The sequence below is a fragment of the Geotalea uraniireducens genome (assembly GCF_027943965.1).
GTDB classification, from domain to species: domain Bacteria; phylum Desulfobacterota; class Desulfuromonadia; order Geobacterales; family Geobacteraceae; genus Geobacter; species Geobacter uraniireducens.
On record NZ_AP027151.1, the window covers coordinates 2,344,798 to 2,366,252 of the forward strand.

Here is a 21,455-nt window from a genome sequence, read left to right on the forward strand (position 1 = left end):
TGCTCAAACGACGGCACCCGGAACAGAATGCCCGTTCCGGGTGCCATACGCACAGCGGCTGACGCTGGAGATCTTCCCCTAAAACGCCAGGCGGGAAATCAGGTAAGCCATCACCGTCGAGACCCCGACGCCAATCAGTCCGGGGATCATGAAGCTATGATTAAGCAGATATTTACCGATCCGCGTCGTGCCGGTCCGGTCCATGTTGATGGCCGCAAGGTCGCTGGGATAGAAGCAGAAGAAGAAGTAGGCGTAGCTGGCCGGCATCAGTCCGAGAAGCAGTGGAATCGGCAACCCCAGGGCAAGACCAAATGGCAGCATGATGGTGAGCGTTGCCGCCTGACTCTTGACGAAGGCGGAAACGCAGAACATGGCAATGGCAAAGGTCCAGGGCGCCAGCTTGACCATCTCGCCGATCTTGGCGATCAGGAAGCTCTTATTGGCACTGACGAACGTATCGCTCATCCAGGCGATGCCGAAAATAGAAACCACCGCGATCATGCCGGCGATAAAGACGCTGGAATGGGCGATGTCTTTCGCCTTGATATTGCTGGCGAACATGATGAAGGCGCCAAATGCGAGCATGACGATCTGCACGACGGTGGTCATCGGCACCGGCTTGCCATTGACCATCGGCAGGAGAGACGGGACCATGGCCAGGAGAATGATCGTCAGTACGCCGGCAAAGAACAGCACTACTGAGAACTTGGCAGTCGTGGAAATCTTGGTGTCCAGCGTGGTCACGGTAGCATCAAGCGACTGGCGGAATTCGGGGTCTTTCAGCCGATCCTGATATTCGGGGTCTTTATCCAGGTCCTTGCCACGGTTGAAACTCCAGATAGCCGCCACCAGCAGGCCGATCACTCCGGACGGCAACGTTATCTTGATGATGTCGAACAGACCTACCGGATAGCCGCTCTTGGAGGCAACAGCCAGAAAGGTGGTAACTGCCGCTGCCACCGGACTGGCGGTGATCCCCATTTGCGACGCCACGCTCGAAATCGCCATCGGTCGCTCGGGACGGATATTGGTCCGCAACGCCACGTCGGCAATGACCGGCAACAGGGCATAGACCGCATGGCCGGTGCCGACGCAGACCGTCAGGAAAAACGTCGACAACGGCGCCAGGATCGTGACGTACTTGGGATGGGCGCGCAGCAGGCGTTCGGTGAGCTGGACCAGATAGTCGAGACCTCCTGCCACCTGGAGGGTCGCCGAAGCAGTGACCACTGCCAGGATGATCAACATGACGGCAATAGGCGGCTCGGAAGGGGCCGCCCGGAAGCCGAGCACCAGGATTGCCACACCCATGCCGCCGATGAGGCCGAGCGATACGCCTCCCCTGCGGACGCCGAGAAGGATTGCCCCGAGTACCAGGACAAACTGGATCCAAAACATTACCATACCTACCTCCAGGGTTCGCGGACCTGCTCCGGCCCACTTTCTTTACAGCAACTTACCCTGGTAAGAGCAAGGCGGATACCAAGATCGCCATCACTCTATAACTATCCGATAATACATGTTAATTTCCCTAAAACGGCTTGCCCGGGCTGTGTGAAGGGGTATAACCGGAGGTTATTGCTCAGGAGGGTATTAGACACTAAACATAGCAATATCAGAGCATTACAGAGTGATAACGGAAGTTATAACTATAACTCCGGTTATGGGGGTTATTTGCGGATCATCTTGAGACGCTTTGAAAGCGCCGGCTGGGAGATGCCGAGTAGGCGGGCAGCCAGCGTCTGATTGCCATTGGCCCTGGTGAGCGCCTCGCCGACGAGCAGTTCGGCGGCATCAGCGAAGGTGGGAAGTTTATCGAAACAGGCAAAGGGATTCCGGTCGGTGCCGGCAGCAGTCGCCCCCCCCGCCGGTGTGGTACCGATGGCGGCGATAAACGATTCCATGGAAAGCATCCGGCCTCGATGGAGACTCACGGCATCGAAAATCATCGCCTTCAGTTCACGAACATTGCCGGGAAAATGGTAGGTCGCGAGCAGTTGGGCCAGCTCACGGGGTGCCGTCGGCCGACTCTTGCCAAGACTGCGGGCCGCTTCGCCAAGGAAATGCTCAAGCAACAGTGGGATATCACATTTCCGGTCCCGCAACGGCGGCACGTGTACCCTGTGGGTGCGCAGCCGGTAATACAGATCCCGCCGGAAGGTGCCGGCAGCTTCAGCGGCGGCCAGATCGCGATGGGTGGCAACGATTATCCGTGCTTTGAGCCGTTTCGGTTGATCACTGCCGAGGGGAAAGTACTCGCCTTCCTGCAGGAGCCGGAGGAGCTTGACCTGAGAAGGGATACTGAGATCGCCGATTTCGTCGAGAAACAGGGTCCCACCGGCCGCTTCCTCCACCATGCCGCGCCGGCTTGAATCGGCGCCGGTAAACGCGCCGCGCAGGTGACCGAAGAGGGTGTCGGCAAAAACGGTATCGTCAAGGCCGGCCACGTTGACCGACACCAGTTCTCCCCGGCAGCCGCTCAAAAGGTGGGCGGCCCGGGCAAGCAGTTCCTTGCCGACGCCACTTTCTCCGGTGATCAGTAACGGCTGCGGGCTTTTTGCCACTGCCTCCACGTAGGCGAAAATGGCGAACATGGCCCGGTCGGCCGTGATGATCGGGCTGAACGCTTCGGGATGGGCCAATCCTCCGGAAACGAGTCGCGTCGACATCTCCCGGTTTTCTCGCTGCAACTCGAGCATCCGAATCGCCCGCAGGACCCCGCCGACAATTCGTTCCTCTTCATCGGTCTTGACAAAGTATTCGTAAGCCCCGAGTTTCATGCAGCTGACGGCGGTTTCGACCTGGTTCAGCCCACTGACGACGACGACGACCGTTTCGGGATGACGTTCGGCAATCTGTTTGAGCAGTTCCTCTCCCGAAAGATAGGGCATGGTCAGGTCGAGCAGCACCAGACCGATGCCTCCGTCGGCAAGAATCGCCATGACTTCGCGACTGTCCTGACAAAGCCGGAGGTTGGTAACGCCAAGCCGCGACTCAAGGGTCAGAGCCATTGAACGAAGCCAGGCCGGTTCATCATCCACCAGCAACAGACCGAAACCGGGATAGAGCGTGCTGATCATACGGCGTTTCCCTCCATTATCACCGGGAGAGTGAGGGTGACCACCGTGCCTTTGCCTGGCTGGGACTCGAACACAAGAGATCCGCCGTGCTCCTTGACGATGCCGGCAGAGACCGACAAGCCCAGGCCGGTGCCGCCACTGTCCCGTTTGGTGGTAAAGAACGGATCGGTCAGCCGGGACAGATGCTCCGGGGCAATGCCGACTCCTTCGTCCCTAACCCGGAAGATTGCCGTCCCGGAGTCCGGGGCGAAAGTAGTGCTGACAACAATCCTCCGCTCGCGATCCGGCAGCGCTTGACAGGCATTGATGATCAGGTTGACGATCACCTGTTCGATCCGTTGGGCATTACCGACTATTGACGGCAGGCTTTCCGCATATTCGGCAGTGAAATGAGCCGTAGCCTTGCGAATGGACGGCTCAACAAGCCGAATCGCTGTCCGGACGATGTCGTTCAATTCGAGCCGTTCCTTGCCGGTGGCATCATCGCGACGGGCGAAATCCTTCAGGTCGCTGACGATACGCTTGATCCTTTTCGCCCCTTCCTGCATTTCGTCGAGAATTTTCGGGATTTCGTCCCGCATGCGCGAATAGGAAATCCCGCCGAGCATGAAATCGCCTTCTTCTCGGAAACGCTCCTCAAGAATCGGCACGGCGTCGGCGTAGGCGCTTCTGAGAATTGGAATGTCGAGCAGAATGAGCCCGTTGGGATTGTTGATCTCGTGGGCAACGCCGGACACTAGGATACCGAGCGCCGCCATCTTGTCGGCCTGAAGCAGCTGCTGCTGGTTGAGCTGCAGTTCGTCGACCGCTTTGGCCAGCGATTCGGTGCGTTGTGCCACCTGTCGTTGGAGAGAGCGGGACCAGAAAACGGTGCTGCCGAGGACCAGCAACAGCGGCACGACCACGATCGCCCCATACTTCAGGAGCATTTTCCAGGGGAATTTTTGCGGTTCGAGCACCCCGAGCCATTTGTTGTGAATCGCGTCAAACTGGCCGGTTTTCTTGAGAATAGCCAGCCCTTCACTGAAACGGGCGAGAAGTTCGGCATTTCCCTTTCTGACGGCATATCCGTAACGTTGGATTGCCACGTTGTTCAACACCGGTACGAGGTTGGACAACCGGTTTTCTCGAATGATATAGGTGGCGGGGAGGATCGCCACCACCGCGTAATCATCCTGGCCGGAGGCAAGGAGTCGCAACGCATCGGCCGGCGTATCGGTAAGGACCAGATTCCGGGCAAAACCATGCGCCGCCAGATATTCGTTCATGATCCCGGAACGATGAACAATCACTTTTTTGCCACGCAATTGTTCGAGAGAGGAAATTGGCGGAGAATCACGGCGGCCGAACAGCGCATGGCTGACAATGGAATGGGGGGGAGAGAAATCGACCCACTTGGCACGGTCCGCCGAATATGACATCCCCTCAAGAATATCCACCTTGCCGGCCTTGAGTGCATCCAGCATTTCCGACCAGCCGCCGAGACGAAACTCCACCTTCATCCCCATTACTTCGGCAATGGCCTTGGTCAGGTCGACGTTGAAACCGGCCGGATGGCCGTATTTATCGATGAACTCGTAGGGAGGATAGTCGCGGTCTCCGCCGACAATGATCACCCCCGCACCGGGAGCGGCAAAGACCGGCCCGGGAGAGGCGCTCCACAACACCAACAGCGTGGCTATGGCTGCGACAACCGGCAGCGCAATGCCGAGGGAGATTCGCCGCCACCGGGAATCACCTCGCACCCTGTCAGCCCATCCCGCTGAGGACCGTTGCATTGTCCCACCCCTCGGAACCACAGTTCACGTTACCGGAATACATCATACCACAACCGGGGAGCTCCCCGGATGAAAACAGGCAGTGCTTACAACTCCTCCGGCGGGAAGGCGACCACGTCGTCGATCGACTCGGCGTCGCAAAACAGCATGACAAGCCGGTCAATGCCAAGGGCAATACCGGCGGCGGGCGGCATAGAGGCAAGTTCGGCAAGGAATGGTTCGGGCAGCGGCAACGGCAGCCGGCCTTGAGCGGCACGGTAGTCGCGTTCGGCGACAAAGCGCCGCCGCTGCTCAAGCGGATCGGTTAATTCGCTGAAGGCATTGGCTAGCTCGACGCCGCCAAGATAAAGCTCGAAGCGTTCGGCAGTATCCGGCTCATCAGCCTTGAGCCGGGACAATGCTCCACGGCAAGCCGGGTAATCGTAAATGAAGGTCGGCGTTCCCCAACCGAGCTGCGGTTCAATCTTTTCAACCATCAATTCATCAAACAGGTCCAACCGCAGTGCCTCATCGGCGCTCATACCGCAATACCGTTGGAATGCTGCGCGCACCGACAGCCGCTCCCAGGGGGGAGCGAGTTCGAAGATACGACCCCGGAACGCAACAGCCGTCGCCCCGGTCATGGCTCTCGCCAGTGTAACGAGCAGCCCCTCGCAGTCGATCATCAAGTCGCGGTAATCGCTCTGCGCCCGATACCACTCTAGCATGGTAAATTCGGGGAGATGCTGCCCCCCGCGCTCCCCATCGCGCCAACAATGGCAGATTTGAAACAGCCGCTCATAACCGGCAGCAAGCAACCGCTTCATGCAGAGCTCGGGCGAAGTCTGGAGAAACCAGGAGAGGGAGGGGATTGGTTCGATATGGGACTCAGGGGCGGGAGCGGGAATGCGAAGGGGGGTCTCGACTTCGAGATACCCCCCGGCAATGAAAAACTGTCTGATTTCCTGGACAAGACGCGCCCTGGCCCGGAGCATCGGCTGCTTCCGCGCCAGGCGCCAGTTGGCAAGCATTCTTTTACCCTTTGACCCGTGTGGAATATTCACCGCTTCTGGTATCGACGACAATCAGTTCGCCTTCCTCGATAAACGGGGGAACGCGAAGCGTGTACCCGGTTTCCAGCACCGCCGGCTTCGAATCGCTGCCTGATGTATCACCTTTGACCCAGGGATCGGTCTGTACGACGCGCAGGTTGACAAAATTGGGGAGCGTCACCCCGATAGCTTTCTCACCGTAAAGCAGAATGTCCACCGGCAGGTTGTCGATCATGAAGTTCTTGGCGTCGCCGACCGAGTCTTCGCTCATCTGCACCTGTTCGTAGGTCTGATTGTCCATAAAGGTGTAATGAGTGTCTTCCTTGTAAAGGTACTGCATCTGCCGCTCTTCCAGCTGGGCAGGCTCGAAGCTCTCGCCGGAGCGGTAGGTGCGATCAAGAGTCGTACCGTTGATCATGTTGCGCAGCTTGGTGCGATAAAGAGCCTGACCTTTGCCCGGCTTGGAAAACTCGAAGGCGATGACGATGTATGGATCGCCATCGAGAGTTACCTTGAGCCCCTTCTTCAGATCTGCAACAGTGTACATAGAATTTCCCTCTTCAAGTTGATGTTTTAGGTAGAAACAATGCTGTTCTACAAAGTATATCTGCCACCCCAGGGCAAGGGATGTCCGATCGATCACGGAAACTACATTACCGCAGGTAGAAGGTGGAGGTGGATAAAATGACAATTTCCCGTAGAATTAACGTAAGGAATTCAGGACAAGCACAAAGAACGACCCGCCTCCAATGCCTGGTGCACGGCGTAACCGGGTCCCCCATCGTTGCTCGGCCGCTCGCTTGCCAAAAAGCGTGGGACTTTTCGGCAGGGCAGGCTATTTGGCACGATAGGTAATCCGGCCGCGGGTCAGGTCGTAGGGAGAAAGCTCAACGGTCACTTTGTCACCCGGCAGGATCTTGATGAAATATTTCCGCATTTTCCCGGAGATATGGGCCAGAACGATATGATCGTTCTCCAGCTTGACCCGGAACATGGCATTTGGCAGGGGTTCCACAACCGTACCTTCGACTTCGATAGCCTCTTCTTTGCTCATTGTACTCCTCGTAGGGGCCGGATGCCCGAATGGTCGATATTCAAACTTTCCTACTGTAACTGTAATAGCGAGGAAATGCAAGATTTTTAGCTTATAGAGACAACCGGGATCTTTTGCCGCTCAAGGCGGGAGGACCGGTTTCCTGAATTTGGCGCGAATGAAAGGACCGACAGTGACCAGAGATCGCATTATCATCATGGGAGCGGCTGGCCGGGATTTTCACAACTTCAACATGGTATTTCGCGGGAATTCCACCTGCCAGGTTGTCGCCTTTACCGCCGACCAGATTCCCTATATCGCCAATCGTGTCTATCCACCCTCACTGGCAGGAGAGCCCTATGCCGAAGGAATTCCCATTTTCGATGAAGCAATGCTTGAGGAATTGATTCACAACCTACAGGCAAATAAAGTTGTTTTTGCTTATAGTGATATTTCGTATTCCGAACTGATGCATAAGGCATCGCGCGTACTGGCGACCGGAGCGGATTTCGTGCTCATCGGCCCGGAAGCAACCATGCTTCGGAGCATCAAACCGGTCATCTCCGTATGTGCAGTACGAACCGGCTGCGGCAAGAGCCAGGTAACCCGGTACCTCGGTTCTCTCCTGGCCCAGCAGGGGATCAGGGGCGTAGTGGTCCGCCACCCAATGCCGTATGGCGACCTTGCCGCTGCAGCGGTCGAACGGTTTGCCCGGAAGGAGGATCTGGCCATGCAGCACTGCACCATTGAGGAGCGGGAAGAATATGAACCGCTCATCGCTGCAGGGATGGTCGTCTATGCAGGAGTTGATTATGAAAGGATTCTCCGAGCGGCCGAAAGGGAGGGGGAGATCATCATCTGGGATGGTGGCAACAATGACTTTCCTTTTATCAGGCCCGATCTGGAAATCGTCCTGGTTGATCCGTTGCGCAGTGGTGACGAGACGGCCTACTATCCCGGAGAAGTGAATCTGCGGCGGGCTGAGATCGTTGTCATCAATAAGGTTGATGTCGCGCAAGAAGCCGAGATCGCCGCAGTGGAGAATGCAATCTTCCGGGTAAATCCCCAAGCAACCGTCATCAAGACCCTATCGCCGGTCACGCTGAGCGAACCGGCAGCTGTGCGAGGTAAAAAGGTTTTAGTCATCGAAGACGGCCCAACCGTAACCCATGGTGGTATGCCGTCAGGAGCAGGACTGGCTGCCGCCCGGGCGGCCGGTGCAGGAGAAATCGTCGACCCCAGGCCCTATGCCGTCGGCTCGATTGCCGGACTCTATACAACGTTCCCACACCTCGGCCCGGTCCTCCCTGCCATGGGCTACCGCCCAGAACAGATCGACGAACTGGCCCAGACCATTAGAGCCACCCCGTGCGATCTGGTTCTGACGGCAACCCCTATCGACTTGCCGCGCCTGATTTCCTTGCCAAAACCGGTAATGCACGTCACCTACAGAATCCAGGAAACGCCTGACGAACCCTTGCGGCGAGCAATCAGCAGTTTTCTCGCGAAGATCGGGAGCAACAGGCAATAATCGGCTTTACTTCACCGCTGAAGCATATTAATGTAGCGTGTTTTTCTAACTATTTGCTTGCAGGAATCAATGACTCAACTCATCCGGGAAATGACGCTAAAAAACGGTCTGACGGTGCGGTTCGCCAACGCGAGCAAACCGTATTTCGGGGATTACCATCACGTAAAGGTCGTAATATCCTGTGAGGTACCCTTGTCGGCCCACTATTTCGCGGACGAGAACGAATTTAGCGATGCCTGCCGATTGCTCGGCAAGTTGCCCGTTTACCAGCGAACAGTTGAAAAAATGGGGGTCCCGAGCACTGAAGTCGTAGCCGTCCTTGAGCGCCTGATCGCCGCATTTGCCGCCAACTCGTTCCCTTACTTGGCTTCTCCCGTCTTCCCGCATCGTTTTGTCCACGCCGAACTGGCACAGGCACGCAAAAAGTCCTCCTTCCATTACGGCGCTCGTCATTGACCCCCATGAATGATCCGCTCGTCAGAATTGAATCTCTCGCATACGGGGCAGCCGGATTCGGCCGACTGGACGGCAAGGCGTGCTTCGTCCCGTTCACTGCTCCCGGCGATCTTGTCCGCATCAAAGTTGAGCAGACAAAACCATCCTACCTGAACGGAACGATGCTGGAATTGCTCGAAGCATCCCCTCTGCGGATTCCGCCACCGTGTCCCATCTTCGGCCAGTGCGGCGGCTGTACATGGCAACATCTCGACTATGACGCCCAGCTAACCGCCAAGAGGGCAATCTGTACCGAAACACTCTGGCGATTCGGGCGGGTCGAGCCGGAACTGATCAGACCGGTGCTCGCCGGAGCCCCTTACGCTTACCGCTCCCGCGCACAGTTCAAGGTTCGCTGGAGTAACGGCAAACTCCATATCGGCTTCTATCGCCGCGGCAGCCACTTTGTCATCGACCTTCCTGGCACCTGCGCCATCTGCCGGCCGGCTGTCAACCAAACCATCACCGAACTTCGCACCCTCCTCAATAACGGTTTCCCGGAACCGGACAGGATTCCCCAGCTGGACGTGGCAGTTGGCGATAACGATCGGGCACTGGTCATCATCCACTATATCGGTAACGATCAGGAAAACGTCCGCCGTTTCTTTGCCGCACGACGGGGGGAGATTCCTTCGGTGGACGGTCTGCACCTGCAATGCGGCCGCAAGGAGTCCATCAGCACGGTCTGGGGTACAGAACTGGTCAGCTATCGGGTTCCGGCCGACCTCCTGCCCGGCAGTCCAGAGACGACACTCGTCGTTAGCAGGGGGGGGTTCTCGCAGGTCAACCATCACCAGAATCTTTGCCTCATCCAACAGGTCTACCAAATGGCCGAACTGGGACCTGCGCACCGCTTTCTGGACCTATTCTGCGGCAACGGCAACCTGACTCTGCCATTAGCACGCTACGGAGCGGGCGCTGTCGGCATCGAAGAATATGCTCCCTCACTCGATGATGCCCATCTAAGCGCCAGGGAAAACGGAATTGCCGGGGTCGAGTTCCGTGCCATCGACGCCGCTTCCGGCCTTCGTCGTCTGGTAGCGGACGGAGAGAACTTCCCGGTGGTTATCCTCGATCCACCGCGGACCGGAGCGCGGGAAACGATAGAGGCAATTGCGTCTCTTGCCCCGAAGCGAGTAGTTTACGTCTCATGCGATCCGACAACCCTCGGCCGTGATCTGGGGCTTTTTGCCAAGCACAATTACGCAGTTATCGCCTGCCAGCCGGTCGACATGTTTCCCCAGACATACCACATTGAAAACGTTACACTCCTTGAAAAATCCCCGTAACCCCGCTTGGTCCCATTGATACCGCAAATCCCATAAACGGAGGCCCACAATGTTTCTGAAAAAATTCTTCAGGAAAGACGCTGCTTCATGCGTGGAAAAAGGCGAAAAACTTCTTGCGGCGGGGCGCTATGCCGAAGCCCGCTCGATCTTCGAAGATGCACGGCAATGTATCGAAACCGATTCCCCGGGAAGTGTCGGCATGGCGACCCGCATTAAGGCCGGCATGGCAGAAGCAGGCAACCGGCTTGCCGAACTGAACCTTGATGAGGCAGATCACTGTCTGCGGATGGGAGAGACAATTAAGGCCGAAGAACACCTCAAATTGTCGCTTGAGCTGGCAGAAGACGTAACTATCCGGGAAAAGACGGAAAAAAAACTGTCCTTGGTGAGAACATCCTCAGATAAACCAGTCCACCACAAGACACTTTCCTCGTGCGGTAGTTGTGCCACATCGACGTGCCATTCCGACGAGACTACAGATAGTTACGCAGAAGCACTCCATGACGAAGACCGATTCGAATTACTAATCCAACCACTACCTGGTGATTTACCAGAACGATATTCAAATTTGGGAAAGGAATTTGCAAACGGTTATTTGGCTGCGAATGCGGGAAATGACGACCAAGCCCGTAAAATCTATGAAAGATTGCTGAAAGAAGGCGAGAACGACATCGTCCTTTATGAATTGGCAATCCTTCAGCATCGTCAAGGGGATGGAGCGGGATGCGAGTCTCTGCTTCGTCGCGCCATGGGGTGCAACGATGCCAACCCCCTTTGCCACTTGGGTCTGGTTCAGTTGCTGGTTGAGACGCGGCGTTTTACTGAAGCGATCGGGCTGCTCGAGCGGATGGTAGAACGGCAGATTCTTCCCGAGCAGGCACTCCTTTTTCAAGGCGACATTTATCAGGAACTCGGTGATTCAACCACCGCCCTGGATCGGTATGCGCAACTACTGCCAGGACCATATCAGCGGGATGCTGCAGAGCGGATAGTCCCGCTTCTCGAATCCGTGGGCCGCCCTGAAGAAGCAGCGTACATCGCCAAACAATATCTAAAAGGGTGCTGTTGACCTTTTTTGGCCGCACGCCGCCCCGATCAAGTTCAACCGGCAATCTGCGTGACATTTGCCGGATAATATCAAAGCGGAGGAAGTTGAATGAACAAGTCGGAACTGATCGAGAGACTGGCTGCGGAAAAAGGGCTGACCTACAAAAAGGCCGAGGAGATTGTCAATATCGTCTTTGATTCGATGACAGCGGCAATGGTCCGTGAAGAACGGATCGAAATCCGCGGCTTCGGCAGCTTTGTCGTCAAGGATTACAAGGCCTATACCGGCAGGAACCCCAAAACCGGCGAACCAATCAAGGTTAAACCGAAGAAACTCCCATTCTTCAAGGTTGGCAAGGAACTTAAGGAACGAGTCGACGGACAAGCCTGAATCATACGTATGGACATGCCATGCAGAATCCGGCTTGCAGAGGAGCCTGGGGTGGGAACACTTCCTGCATGAATTTGCTGTAATGAGCACTTTTTATTGATATGTGCGTCAATTTATTTTTGAAGCCCGGATGAATCCTGCATGGTGAGACTTCGTATCGTTCTCATAATCTATATACTTTCCTTTGCCGCTACGGTTCAGGCAAATCCAACAATGAGCGGCGAAACGGGTCTCATCACCATCCCATCGGCCGACACCCTTGATGCCGGGAATATCTGTGTTGGTGGCTGGGTGATGAATAGCGCCACCGGCCGTGACAATTCTCTGACCGTTCCAGTTGGCTTGACACTCGGCATTGGCACATTCTGGGAGTTATACGGCAACTACCCCAACCTGTTGTTCAATGGCGACGAAGAGAAGACCGGTAGAGGATATGCCGAACTGGGGACCAAACTCCGGATTGTCGGCAAGAGAAGCTCGGTTTTCAAGATAGCCGCCGACCTCTTTGTCCAGCGACAAATCTCCAATAACACGAACATTGACGGGACGACAAGCGGTGGCGGCAGAGTGATCGCCTCCTATGCCACAGAAACCGTCGGAGTCCATGCCTATTCGGGATACCGACTCAACGGCTCACCGCAGGGTATCAACTACGACAACGAAATATTGTATGGTCTGGGGATCGAATACGCACCGGCAATGCGAATGAGGCTCACCGCCGAGTTCACTGGCAACACCAGTCGTGACCCTGCCCAAGACGACCCACGTGAAGGGCTGGTCGGTTTCCAGTACTACCTTTCTCCCCATCTCACGTTGAACCTTGCCGGAGGCTTTGGCCTGTCGAACGGCAGCCCCGACTGGCGAGGCATCGTCGGCTTTACTGCTTGCCAGGGGGTAGGTAGCTATGTCAAGCCGGTGCAACGTCTCGGCAAAGGCCTCGACAATGAAAGCGAAGAGAAGAAAAACGAGCCGAAAAAAATCAGGAAGATCATTCCGATCTCCCCACTGATTTCCCTGTCCCTCGCACCGCAGCAACCGTCCAACAAACTGGAAGTTCCTCTCGGTACAGACAACAAGGAAGAAATCATCATCAAACCGTATGGCCAGGTGACTATTCCCGCACAACCCGCCGTGGCAACGGTGACCGCCCCAGTAACCCATGAAGAGGTGCCGTTGGCACAACAGGGCGAAGAGGTGAAGCTCGGCTCACATGTCAGCGGCGGATCAGAAACGCCTGCACTCGAATATACTCTGAACCGTCTTGCAGGGGTAACACCTCTCTACAGTGTCGACGTCAATGGGCAGAACATCCGGGTAGCTTCCTCGAACGAGGAACATTTACCTGAAGCGATGACCGTCTACCGCAAGTTCCGTTTTCCGGACGTTACCTTTGATTTTGACCAATGGAGCTTGTCGGAAGAGGGGCGGAAATCGTTGGCAGAGGTGGCAGAGTTGATCCGCAACGACAAGAAGTGGGTCTATCTGCGGGTTGACGGACATACCGACAATATCGGTTCATCGAGCTACAACATGGATCTATCCCTCAAGCGGGCAATATCCGTTGCCAGCTATCTTATTGCCCGGGAAGGTATCGATCCGAGTCGGGTTTTCATCAAGGGGCTGGGTAAATCAAAGCCGCTTGCCGACAACGCCACAGCCGAGGGGAGAAAGCTCAACCGTCGCTGTGAAATTCTCTTTCTAGTGCCGAGGACAGACTGATGCGAGCCCACCTGTCTTCACTCTGGTTTGTGGCGATAACCATATGTACCGTGCCGTTCGGTTACGCCCAGGACGGAAGAGATCCGACCCCGGACGAAACGATTGTCGGGACCATGTCGCTCTATAGCAAAACCATCTGCCTGGATAACCGTACCCGCAACGAGCTCGACCGCCTCGCGCCACAACTGGCCGCAATAAAGCCGGGAACCATTATAAAGATAGAAGGGTCCTCTTCGTTTGGGGCAACCCGGGAAGAACAGGTAAGGAACTCATTCTATCTCGCCCTGCAGGCTCAGCGGTATCTCCGCACCAAACACGCCTTGAAGGCCGAGCTGCTGTATCTGGCCGCGGCGCCGACGCAGCGGCCGGCGAAGGGCAACACTATTCGGATCGTCAAGTATCCCGATAATTTCCGCGCTCTTCACCTGTCGACCGAACGAAGCGAAAAATAAGACAGATACCGCTTGACGGCGCCCTGACTTTGTAACGTATAATCGCCACAACACAGGTTTATGGTGCTTTGATCAATGACTTTCCCCAGGGGGATCTAACGATGAAAAACTTCTTTTTCTCGATAATGCTGGTCGTCCTGTTTACCGCCGGCTGCACCTTGAAAGTCATTCCCCAGCCAGTCCCCCAGGGGGTGATCGATCCGGCCGACAATTCGCAGACGATATCCAAAGGGGGGATATCCGTCCGCGTAGCCAACGCCGACCCCCAAATTATCTCTTATAACCTCGAAGGGACTGTCAGTGCTTTCTCAGTGGCGATCCAGAACAAGACCGACCGGGAAATTTCATTCGACAACTCTTCATTTCTCCTTTTGGACGACCAGGGCCGACAGTACCAACAGTTGACGCCCGAGAAGGTAAAGGAATACATCACCAAAGACTCCTATTATCTGCTCCCGTATCCTTACGTCGGGTTCTATTACCTTGAAGATTACGAAAAGGTCTCCTCTTACACCGCTACCGATTCGCAACTGCCGTACTACTTTGAAGTATATCCGCAAGACATCTTTACCAAGGCCCTTGATGCCCGATCCATCATCCCCGGGGCGACAGCCGTTGGCTTGGTATATTTCAGGGTTGATCTTCCCGGAATAAAAGAGGTAAAGTTCCTCGTCTATGAAAAAGGGACCAGCAAATCGGCAGCGGCCGACTTTGCCTTCCCTTTCATCATTAAAAAATAGACGCGGGGAGCTTTACAATCCATGCCTCTGCAGTACATCCTCGAGGCGCTTGGCGGGCTGGGGCTGTTCATTCTTGGCATGAAAACGATGTCGGAGGGGCTGCAAAAGCTCGCCGGCGATCGTTTTCGCCGTCTACTCGAGCGCGTTGCCGGCAATCGGCTGACTGCCGCACTTCTGGGGACGACCCTCTCTTCTCTGCTTCAATCAAGCAGCGCTGCCGGGATCATTACCATCAGCTTCGTCAATGCCGGTCTCGTCTCACTCTACCAGGCCCTCGGTATTCTGCTTGGGACCGGCATCGGCACGACTCTCGCCGTCCAGTTCATCGCCTTTAAAATCACCTCTCTAGCCCTGCCGGCAATCTTTCTCGGCGTTGCCCTCAAATATTTCGGCCGCCGCCGGCGCTGGGTAAACGCCGGCGAACTCCTGCTCGGCGCCGGTCTGCTGTTTCTTGGCCTGCGGGTAATGGAATCAAACCTTCTCCCCCTGCAGCAAAGCTCTGTTATTTTCAATAGCGATACGTATTTCATCTCAAAACGGCTCACCGCCGTATTGTTGGGGGCATTTCTCACCTTCCTCGTCCAGTCGAGCAGCGCCGCCATCGGCATCGTTATGGCGCTGGTTGGCAGCGGGCTGGTATCGTTTGATAGCGGCGCGGCGATGGTCATCGGCGAGGTGCTTGGCACTTCGTGTATCACGGCGATTGCCTCGATTGGCGGCACCCTGGAAGCGAAAAGAACCGTTCTCTTCTATTTCCTGATCAACCTTTTCGCCGTTTCAGCGGTAATGCTCTTTTTCCCGTCCTACCTCAAACTGGTCGAAACGATTTCGCCGGCCGACATCGCATCACCATCAGCAGTATCGCGTGTTCTGGCCAACGCCCATACTTTGTTTAACACCCTCAATGCCTGCATATTCCTGCCATTGATCGGTTTTTTCGCCCGCTCCGCACCGGCCATCCTCCCGGGGCGGGAACAATCGACGAGCGTCGAACGGAGATCAGTCTTTATCGACAGCAGGGTGCTCAACACTCCGCCCATCGCTATTATGCAGGCTCGCAACGAATTGCGACGGATGGGGGAAATCACCCGCGCCATGTACAGCGAACTGGTCGAGCAGTTTTTCCGTTTCGACGCCCGGCGATCAACCGGTATCGCCCAGAAAGAAGCGACTATCGACATATTGCAGCGGGATATTTCCGATTTTCTGGTCAGCCTTTCCCGCCGGACACTTTCGACCAAAGACACCCTGGGAATCCCCGTCATGCTCCAGACGGTGAGCGATCTGGAGCATATCGGCGATCAGAGCGAGGCTATCCTGAGCTATCTGCGGCGCAAGAAGGAAGAAAAGCTGCTGTTTTCTGGTACGGCCATGTCTGATATCCGGTCCCTGGCGCGCAAGGTTGAGGATTTCGTGCGACTGGCAACTGAATCCCTCGACAGCCTGACCGACATGCCGCTGACCGATTCCCGTGAATTGCACGACGAAATCGTCGCGATGGGTGAAACGATGCAAAACGCCCATATCCAACGTCTGGCAAGCGGCAAGTGCAACGTCCGGGCAGGCATCATCTATTCCGACATGATCATGGCCTTTACCAAGATTGCCGATTCCTGCTACAACATCATCGAAACAACCAAGGAGTTTGCCTGATGCCCGCACCATTTGCCGCCATCGATCTCGGTACCAACACCGCCCGGTTATTGATCGGCACAACCGATGGAAAAACCGTGGTTCATCTTGCTCTTGAGCGGCGCATCACTCGGCTCGGCGGAGGATTCACCAGGGACGCCGGAATATCGCCTGCCGCCTGGCAACGATCGCTGGCGGCCCTGAGCGATTTTGCCGCGGCCATGAAGCGGGCAGGGGTCACCCGATTGCGGGCGGTAGCGACCAGTGCCGTACGTGATGCGGTCAACGGTGAAGATTTTCGTAACGACGTGCGGAACAAGACCGGCATAACTCTGGAGATTATCGATGGGAGGGAAGAAGGGTTACTGACTCTCAACGGGGTTCTTTCCGGCCTTGAACCAGTGGCCCCTCGGGTCTTTGTTTTCGACGTCGGGGGAGGGAGTACCGAATATACCTTGGCGGAAGGGGTAACACCGCTGTTCACGGCAAGCCTACCCCTCGGCGTAGTCAGACTCACCGAAGGTAAACATGCCGATCCCGACGCCATGGTCGGTAAGATTGAGCGAGAACTGTCCGCTCTGCAGGAGCGATTATCGAAAGACGGGTTTCGCGCCAGCCGGGCAGGAACGACCCTGGTCGGCACGGCTGGCACGGCAACAACGCTGGCGGCCATCAGTCGGAAATTGCCAGTCTACGACCATCGTCTCGTCAACAATACCGTGCTCTCCCAACGAGAAATAGCGGCAATTTATGATATGTTGCTCCCACTCTCCCCTGAAGAACGGCTCAAGGTCCCGGGCATGGAGAAGGGGAGGGAGGACCTGATCATCGCCGGAACCCTTTTGACCTTGAAAACTATGGAGATTTTTGCTTTTGACCAGTTGACCGTCAGTGATTTCGGGCTGCTCGAAGGCGTTTTGTTATCAATGGCGGAATGACTGACAGCTGAGAAGGATGAAAAGAAATCCTTTGCATCATCCCCACAATGATCAGTTGCCAGGCCCGCTGAATGTCTTGATATACATGGCCAGTGACTTCATGTCGATCGATTCGGGGTCCAGCGGCTCGCCCTTCAAAGACCCCTTGATACATCGATTGATGATTGACACCAGCTTGGCGTCATCGTATGACGTGGCTGCCCATTCTAGTTTTTTCCCCCCCGGATGGCAGGTGGCACAGCTCTTTCCGTTGTTACCGAGCTTGGTATTCTCGAACAACGCCTTCCCTCGTTCCAAGGATGCTTCTTCAGCAACCGCGAACTGCGCGATGAGCAACGCTGCCACAACCGACCAGCAAAGCACACCTTTCATGAGTACCTCCCCGATGTAATTAGTTCCTGAAATGTTACTTGAGCACCGATCAATGTCAACTGGCAGTGCACGTAGTGGCCGAAGCAACGGCCTTGTCACTTTAAAAACACGTTCTATAAAGCAGTTGACTTGAAATGGCAGATTCTGTATATTCCTTTAACTTGTTAGGGGAGGCAAATCCCCTTATTTTTTTATCGGGATCAAGGTTATCATGAAGGAAATGCTCTCCGGCAACGAAGCTATCGCCCGCGGCGCCTACGAGGCTGGCATCAAGGTCGCCAGCGCCTATCCGGGAACCCCATCCACCGAAATCCTTGAAAATATCGTTCAGTACAAAGAGATCGACGCTTCTTGGGCGCCAAACGAGAAAGTCGCCCTCGAAGTGGGGATCGGCGCATCGTTCGGCGGCGCCCGGGCGCTGGTCGCCATGAAGCACGTCGGGGTAAACGTCGCGGCAGACCCGCTCTTCACCCTAGCCTATACCGGGGTGAAAGGGGGGCTGGTTTTCGTGACCGCCGACGACCCCGAACTCCACTCCTCGCAAAACGAGCAGGACAACCGGAATTATGCCCGTTTTGCCAAAGTGCCGATGCTGGAACCGGCCGATTCCCAGGAATGCAAGGATTTTACCCGCCTAGCGGTGGAAATATCTGAGCAATTCGACACCCCGGTAATGCTTCGGACGACCACCCGCATTTCCCACAGCAAGTCGGTAGTAACGCTCGGTGAGCCGGCTGGCGGGCTTCCCGCGCCAGCTCTGGAGCGCAATCCCGCCAAGTACGTGATGCTGCCGGGCAACGCCCGGATCAGACACCGCTTTGTCGAGGAACGAACCGACCGCCTTGCCGATTTTGGCGAGACCTTGGCGATTAACCGCGTGGAGATGCGCAGCACCGAGATCGGGGTTATTACCGTCGGCGTCGCTTACCAGTATGTTCGTGAAGTGCTCCCCGAGGCCTCGGTACTGAAACTCGGCATGGTCTGGCCGTTGCCCGCGGGATTGATTCGCCGGTTTGCCGCCCAGGTTGACAAACTGTATGTGGTAGAAGAGCTCGACCCGTTCATTGAGGACCAAGTCAAAGCAATGGGAATCCCGGCCATCGGCAAGGAGATCATTCCGATCTGCGGAGAGCTTACCCCAGCCATCCTCCGGACCGCCTTCAATCTCCCCCAGACGGCCACAACGGAACCGGAGCGACTTCCGGGCCGCCCCCCCAACATGTGCCCCGGCTGCCCCCATCGCGGCGTTTTTTATACCCTCAACAGCCTCAAGGCTTACGTGACGGGTGACATCGGCTGTTACACCCTCGGCTTCATGCCGCCGCTGTCGGCCATGGACACCTGTGTTTGCATGGGGGCCAGCATCGGTAACGCCACCGGCATCACCAAAGTGGTTTCGCCGGAAGAACGGCAAAAGGTCGTGGCGGTCATCGGCGACTCGACGTTCCTTCATTCCGGAATCACCGGCCTGCTCGACATGGTTTACAACAAGGCGCCCGCGACGGTGGTCATTCTCGACAATCGCATCACCGCCATGACCGGCCGGCAGGAAAATCCGGCATCGGGGTACACCCTGATGGGCGAAGAGACGTTTCAGGTCGATCTTGCCCAGCTCTGCAATACTCTTGGTGTGCAGCACGTCCGGACGGTCGATCCGTATGATCTTGCCGACACCAAGCGGGTCCTCCAGGAAGAGATGGCCCGGCCGGAGCCGTCCGTGGTCATCACCCAGCGGCCATGCGTACTGATCAAACGGGAAGGGGCATTCGAACGCGGAGAATCCCAGGCCGTTGATTTCGAAATCTGCAGCGGTTGCAAAGCCTGCCTCAAGCTCGGTTGTCCGGCCATTATCTGGCAACCGAGCGAAGGAGAGCGCGGCAAAGCGATGATCGATCCCCTGCTCTGCACCGGCTGCGAGGTCTGTGCGCAATTGTGCAAATTCTCTGCAATCAAGGCACTACGATGACTACGACTACCGTTACGAATATTCTCCTGGTCGGTGTCGGCGGGCAGGGGACCCTCCTGGCTGCCGAGGTGATGTCCGAAGCGCTGATGGCTGCGGGCTACGACGTCAAAAAGAGTGAAATCCATGGGATGTCCCAGCGGGGCGGCAGTGTGGTTTCCCATGTCCGGTTCGGCCAGGTTGTCCATTCGCCGATCATCTGCGAGGGGGATGCCGACATTATCTTCGGCTTCGAACTGCTTGAAGCATACCGTTGTCTGTCGTTTCTGAAACCGAACGGAACAGTGATCGCCAACGACCTGCGCATCCCGCCACCTTCAGTACTGCTTGGCAAAGAACCGTATCCGGGAGGTCTGGCCGAACGGATCAAGGCAAGCGGCGCGGAACTGATCCTGGTTGACGGGTTGAAACTGGCGACGGAAGCCGGCAACCCCAAAGCGGCCAACACGGTTCTGCTCGGAGCCCTCTCGCAGCGACTCGACATCGACGAGCGATACTGGCAGGCTGCCTTGGAAAAGATGGTCCCGGCAAAGGCGCTGGCGGTCAACCAGAAGGCGTTCCAGTTCGGCAGGGCTATCTGAGATGGACGACCGAATCCCCCCCTGCAACTGACATAGCTCATTCCCATTGTACGGAGAGGCTACCCATGATGTTCAATGAAGAATTCGAATCCCTCCCTCGACCGGCTTTGGAAGCACTCCAGCTCAAGCGCCTCCAGGCAACCGTTGCCAGAGTTCACGCTTCGGTGCCCTTTTACCGGCAAGCCCTGGCAAAGGCCGGCATCGGCCCGACCGATATCAAATCCCTCGCTGACCTCGCTCGACTCCCTTTCACGCTCAAACAAGACATGCGGGACAGTTATCCCTACGGGCTCTTCGCCACCCCGCTCGATGACATCGTCCGTATCCACGCCTCCTCCGGCACGACCGGCAAGCCGACGGTTGTCGGTTACACCCGCAAGGACATCGATACCTGGTCGGAATTGATGGCCCGCTCGTTCGCCGCCGCCGGGGTCCACAGAGGGGATATTATCCATAACGCTTACGGTTACGGGCTGTTCACCGGCGGGCTCGGCGCCCATTACGGCGCCGAGCGCCTCGGGGCGTCGGTAATTCCGATGTCGGGAGGAAACACCAAGAAGCAGATCATGATCATGAAGGATTTCGGCTCCACCGTCCTGACCTGTACCCCTTCATATTCGCTCTTTATGGCGGAAGCCGCCCGGGAAGAAGGAATAGACTTCCGCGGACTGAAACTGCAGGTCGGCATTTTCGGCGCCGAACCCTGGTCGGAAGCGATGCGGGGAGAGATCGAAGAGAAGCTGAATCTCTGTGCCATCGACATCTACGGGTTGTCCGAAATCATGGGTCCCGGCGTCGCCATCGAATGCCGCGAAGCCAAGAAGGGGCTGCATATCTGGGAAGATCATTTCATTCCCGAAATTATCGATCCCGAATCGGGAGAGGTCCTGCCAGAGGGAGAAAAGGGCGAACTGGTGATCACCACCATCACCAAGGAAGGGATTCCGCTCATTCGCTATCGCACCCGCGACATCACCAGCATCACGTACGAACCGTGTGCCTGCGGGCGGACCCATGCCCGGATTGCCCGGATGACCGGCCGCAGCGACGACATGCTGATCGTCCGCGGCGTCAACGTCTTCCCGTCCCAGATCGAGTCAATCCTGATGGGGATCGAGGGGGTAGAGCCCCACTACCAGCTGATCGTCGAGCGAAAGGAAAACCTCGATACCCTGGAGGTCCAGGTAGAAGTCAACGAAGGGCTCTTTTCCGACGAAATCAAGCATCTGCAGGCGTTGGCACACCACATCGAAAAAGAGATCAAGGATCTGCTCGGCGTTACCTGCAAGGCGCGTCTCGTTGAACCACAGACCATCGCCCGCAGCGAAGGCAAAGCAAAGAGAGTTATCGACAACCGCCAGCTCGGTTGATAGGTCAGTTGCA

20 protein-coding genes are annotated in these 21,455 nt (G+C 56.4%); 13 read left to right on the forward strand and 7 right to left on the reverse strand.

What is annotated here, in order from left to right:
- Positions 1-78: 78 nt before the first annotated feature.
- The 6 genes from QMN23_RS10930 to infA form a co-directional block, all read right to left on the reverse strand.
- The gene (locus tag QMN23_RS10930; protein ID WP_281999340.1) at positions 79-1,404 is read right to left on the reverse strand and encodes an anaerobic C4-dicarboxylate transporter; all 1,326 of its coding nucleotides are present in this window, start codon (positions 1,402-1,404) and stop codon (positions 79-81) included.
- Between the two features lie 266 nt (positions 1,405-1,670).
- Positions 1,671-3,080 (reverse strand): sigma-54-dependent transcriptional regulator, encoded by a 1,410-nt coding sequence (locus QMN23_RS10935; protein WP_281999341.1) that lies wholly within the window; start codon positions 3,078-3,080, stop codon positions 1,671-1,673.
- A complete protein-coding gene (locus tag QMN23_RS10940; protein ID WP_432613076.1) occupies positions 3,077-4,825 on the reverse strand; it encodes a transporter substrate-binding domain-containing protein in 1,749 nt (582 codons plus the stop codon). The genes QMN23_RS10935 and QMN23_RS10940 overlap by 4 nt, the downstream gene beginning before the upstream one ends.
- A gap of 119 nt (positions 4,826-4,944) precedes the next feature.
- Positions 4,945-5,868 carry an EF-P lysine aminoacylase EpmA gene (epmA, locus tag QMN23_RS10945; RefSeq protein WP_281999342.1) on the reverse strand — a complete coding sequence of 308 codons (924 nt, stop codon included), beginning with the start codon at positions 5,866-5,868 and terminating at the stop codon, positions 4,945-4,947.
- A gap of 4 nt (positions 5,869-5,872) precedes the next feature.
- Positions 5,873-6,436 carry an elongation factor P gene (efp, locus tag QMN23_RS10950; protein ID WP_281999343.1) on the reverse strand — a complete coding sequence of 188 codons (564 nt, stop codon included), beginning with the start codon at positions 6,434-6,436 and terminating at the stop codon, positions 5,873-5,875.
- A gap of 288 nt (positions 6,437-6,724) precedes the next feature.
- Positions 6,725-6,943, reverse strand: a complete 219-nt coding sequence (gene infA / locus QMN23_RS10955) for a translation initiation factor IF-1 (protein WP_281999344.1) — start codon at positions 6,941-6,943, stop codon at positions 6,725-6,727.
- A gap of 157 nt (positions 6,944-7,100) precedes the next feature.
- Between infA and QMN23_RS10960 the strand changes: the two genes are divergently transcribed.
- The 10 genes from QMN23_RS10960 to QMN23_RS11005 all read left to right on the forward strand — a co-directional run bounded on the left by QMN23_RS10960 (position 7,101) and on the right by QMN23_RS11005 (position 17,156).
- On the forward strand, positions 7,101-8,453 hold the full coding sequence (locus QMN23_RS10960; RefSeq protein WP_282003869.1) for a cyclic 2,3-diphosphoglycerate synthase: 1,353 nt from the start codon (positions 7,101-7,103) through the stop codon (positions 8,451-8,453).
- 69 nt (positions 8,454-8,522) lie between these two features.
- Positions 8,523-8,909: a hypothetical protein gene (locus QMN23_RS10965; protein ID WP_281999345.1), complete on the forward strand. Its 387-nt coding sequence runs from the start codon at positions 8,523-8,525 to the stop codon at positions 8,907-8,909.
- A gap of 5 nt (positions 8,910-8,914) precedes the next feature.
- On the forward strand, positions 8,915-10,237 hold the full coding sequence (gene rlmD / locus QMN23_RS10970; RefSeq protein ID WP_281999346.1) for a 23S rRNA (uracil(1939)-C(5))-methyltransferase RlmD: 1,323 nt from the start codon (positions 8,915-8,917) through the stop codon (positions 10,235-10,237).
- Between the two features lie 49 nt (positions 10,238-10,286).
- Positions 10,287-11,306 carry a tetratricopeptide repeat protein gene (locus QMN23_RS10975; RefSeq protein WP_281999347.1) on the forward strand — a complete coding sequence of 340 codons (1,020 nt, stop codon included), beginning with the start codon at positions 10,287-10,289 and terminating at the stop codon, positions 11,304-11,306.
- Between the two features lie 87 nt (positions 11,307-11,393).
- The gene (locus QMN23_RS10980; RefSeq protein WP_281999348.1) at positions 11,394-11,675 is read left to right on the forward strand and encodes an HU family DNA-binding protein; all 282 of its coding nucleotides are present in this window, start codon (positions 11,394-11,396) and stop codon (positions 11,673-11,675) included.
- A 1,350-nt stretch (positions 11,676-13,025) separates the two neighbouring features.
- Complete coding sequence (locus tag QMN23_RS19700) at positions 13,026-13,394, forward strand: OmpA family protein (protein ID WP_432613105.1); 369 nt, start codon at positions 13,026-13,028, stop codon at positions 13,392-13,394.
- Positions 13,394-13,846: a hypothetical protein gene (locus tag QMN23_RS10990; protein ID WP_281999350.1), complete on the forward strand. Its 453-nt coding sequence runs from the start codon at positions 13,394-13,396 to the stop codon at positions 13,844-13,846. The genes QMN23_RS19700 and QMN23_RS10990 overlap by 1 nt, the downstream gene beginning before the upstream one ends.
- A 101-nt stretch (positions 13,847-13,947) precedes the next feature.
- Positions 13,948-14,586, forward strand: coding sequence for a hypothetical protein (locus QMN23_RS10995; protein ID WP_281999351.1), 639 nt, complete (start codon positions 13,948-13,950; stop codon positions 14,584-14,586).
- Between the two features lie 21 nt (positions 14,587-14,607).
- Positions 14,608-16,239: a Na/Pi cotransporter family protein gene (locus QMN23_RS11000; RefSeq protein WP_281999352.1), complete on the forward strand. Its 1,632-nt coding sequence runs from the start codon at positions 14,608-14,610 to the stop codon at positions 16,237-16,239.
- The gene (locus QMN23_RS11005; RefSeq protein WP_281999353.1) at positions 16,239-17,156 is read left to right on the forward strand and encodes an exopolyphosphatase; all 918 of its coding nucleotides are present in this window, start codon (positions 16,239-16,241) and stop codon (positions 17,154-17,156) included. The genes QMN23_RS11000 and QMN23_RS11005 overlap by 1 nt, the downstream gene beginning before the upstream one ends.
- Positions 17,157-17,207: 51 nt before the next feature.
- Here the strand turns inward: QMN23_RS11005 and QMN23_RS11010 are convergent, their stop codons facing one another.
- Complete coding sequence (locus QMN23_RS11010) at positions 17,208-17,528, reverse strand: cytochrome C (RefSeq protein WP_281999354.1); 321 nt, start codon at positions 17,526-17,528, stop codon at positions 17,208-17,210.
- Positions 17,529-17,739: 211 nt separating this feature from the next.
- Between QMN23_RS11010 and iorA the strand changes: the two genes are divergently transcribed.
- From iorA to QMN23_RS11025, 3 genes are all read left to right on the forward strand, one after another.
- A complete protein-coding gene (gene iorA / locus QMN23_RS11015) occupies positions 17,740-19,494 on the forward strand; it encodes an indolepyruvate ferredoxin oxidoreductase subunit alpha (protein WP_281999355.1) in 1,755 nt (584 codons plus the stop codon).
- Complete coding sequence (locus QMN23_RS11020; protein ID WP_281999356.1) at positions 19,491-20,072, forward strand: indolepyruvate oxidoreductase subunit beta; 582 nt, start codon at positions 19,491-19,493, stop codon at positions 20,070-20,072. Before iorA ends, QMN23_RS11020 begins: the two co-directional genes overlap by 4 nt.
- 65 nt (positions 20,073-20,137) lie before the next feature.
- On the forward strand, positions 20,138-21,442 hold the full coding sequence (locus QMN23_RS11025; protein ID WP_281999357.1) for a phenylacetate--CoA ligase: 1,305 nt from the start codon (positions 20,138-20,140) through the stop codon (positions 21,440-21,442).
- Positions 21,443-21,455: the final 13 nt, after the last annotated feature.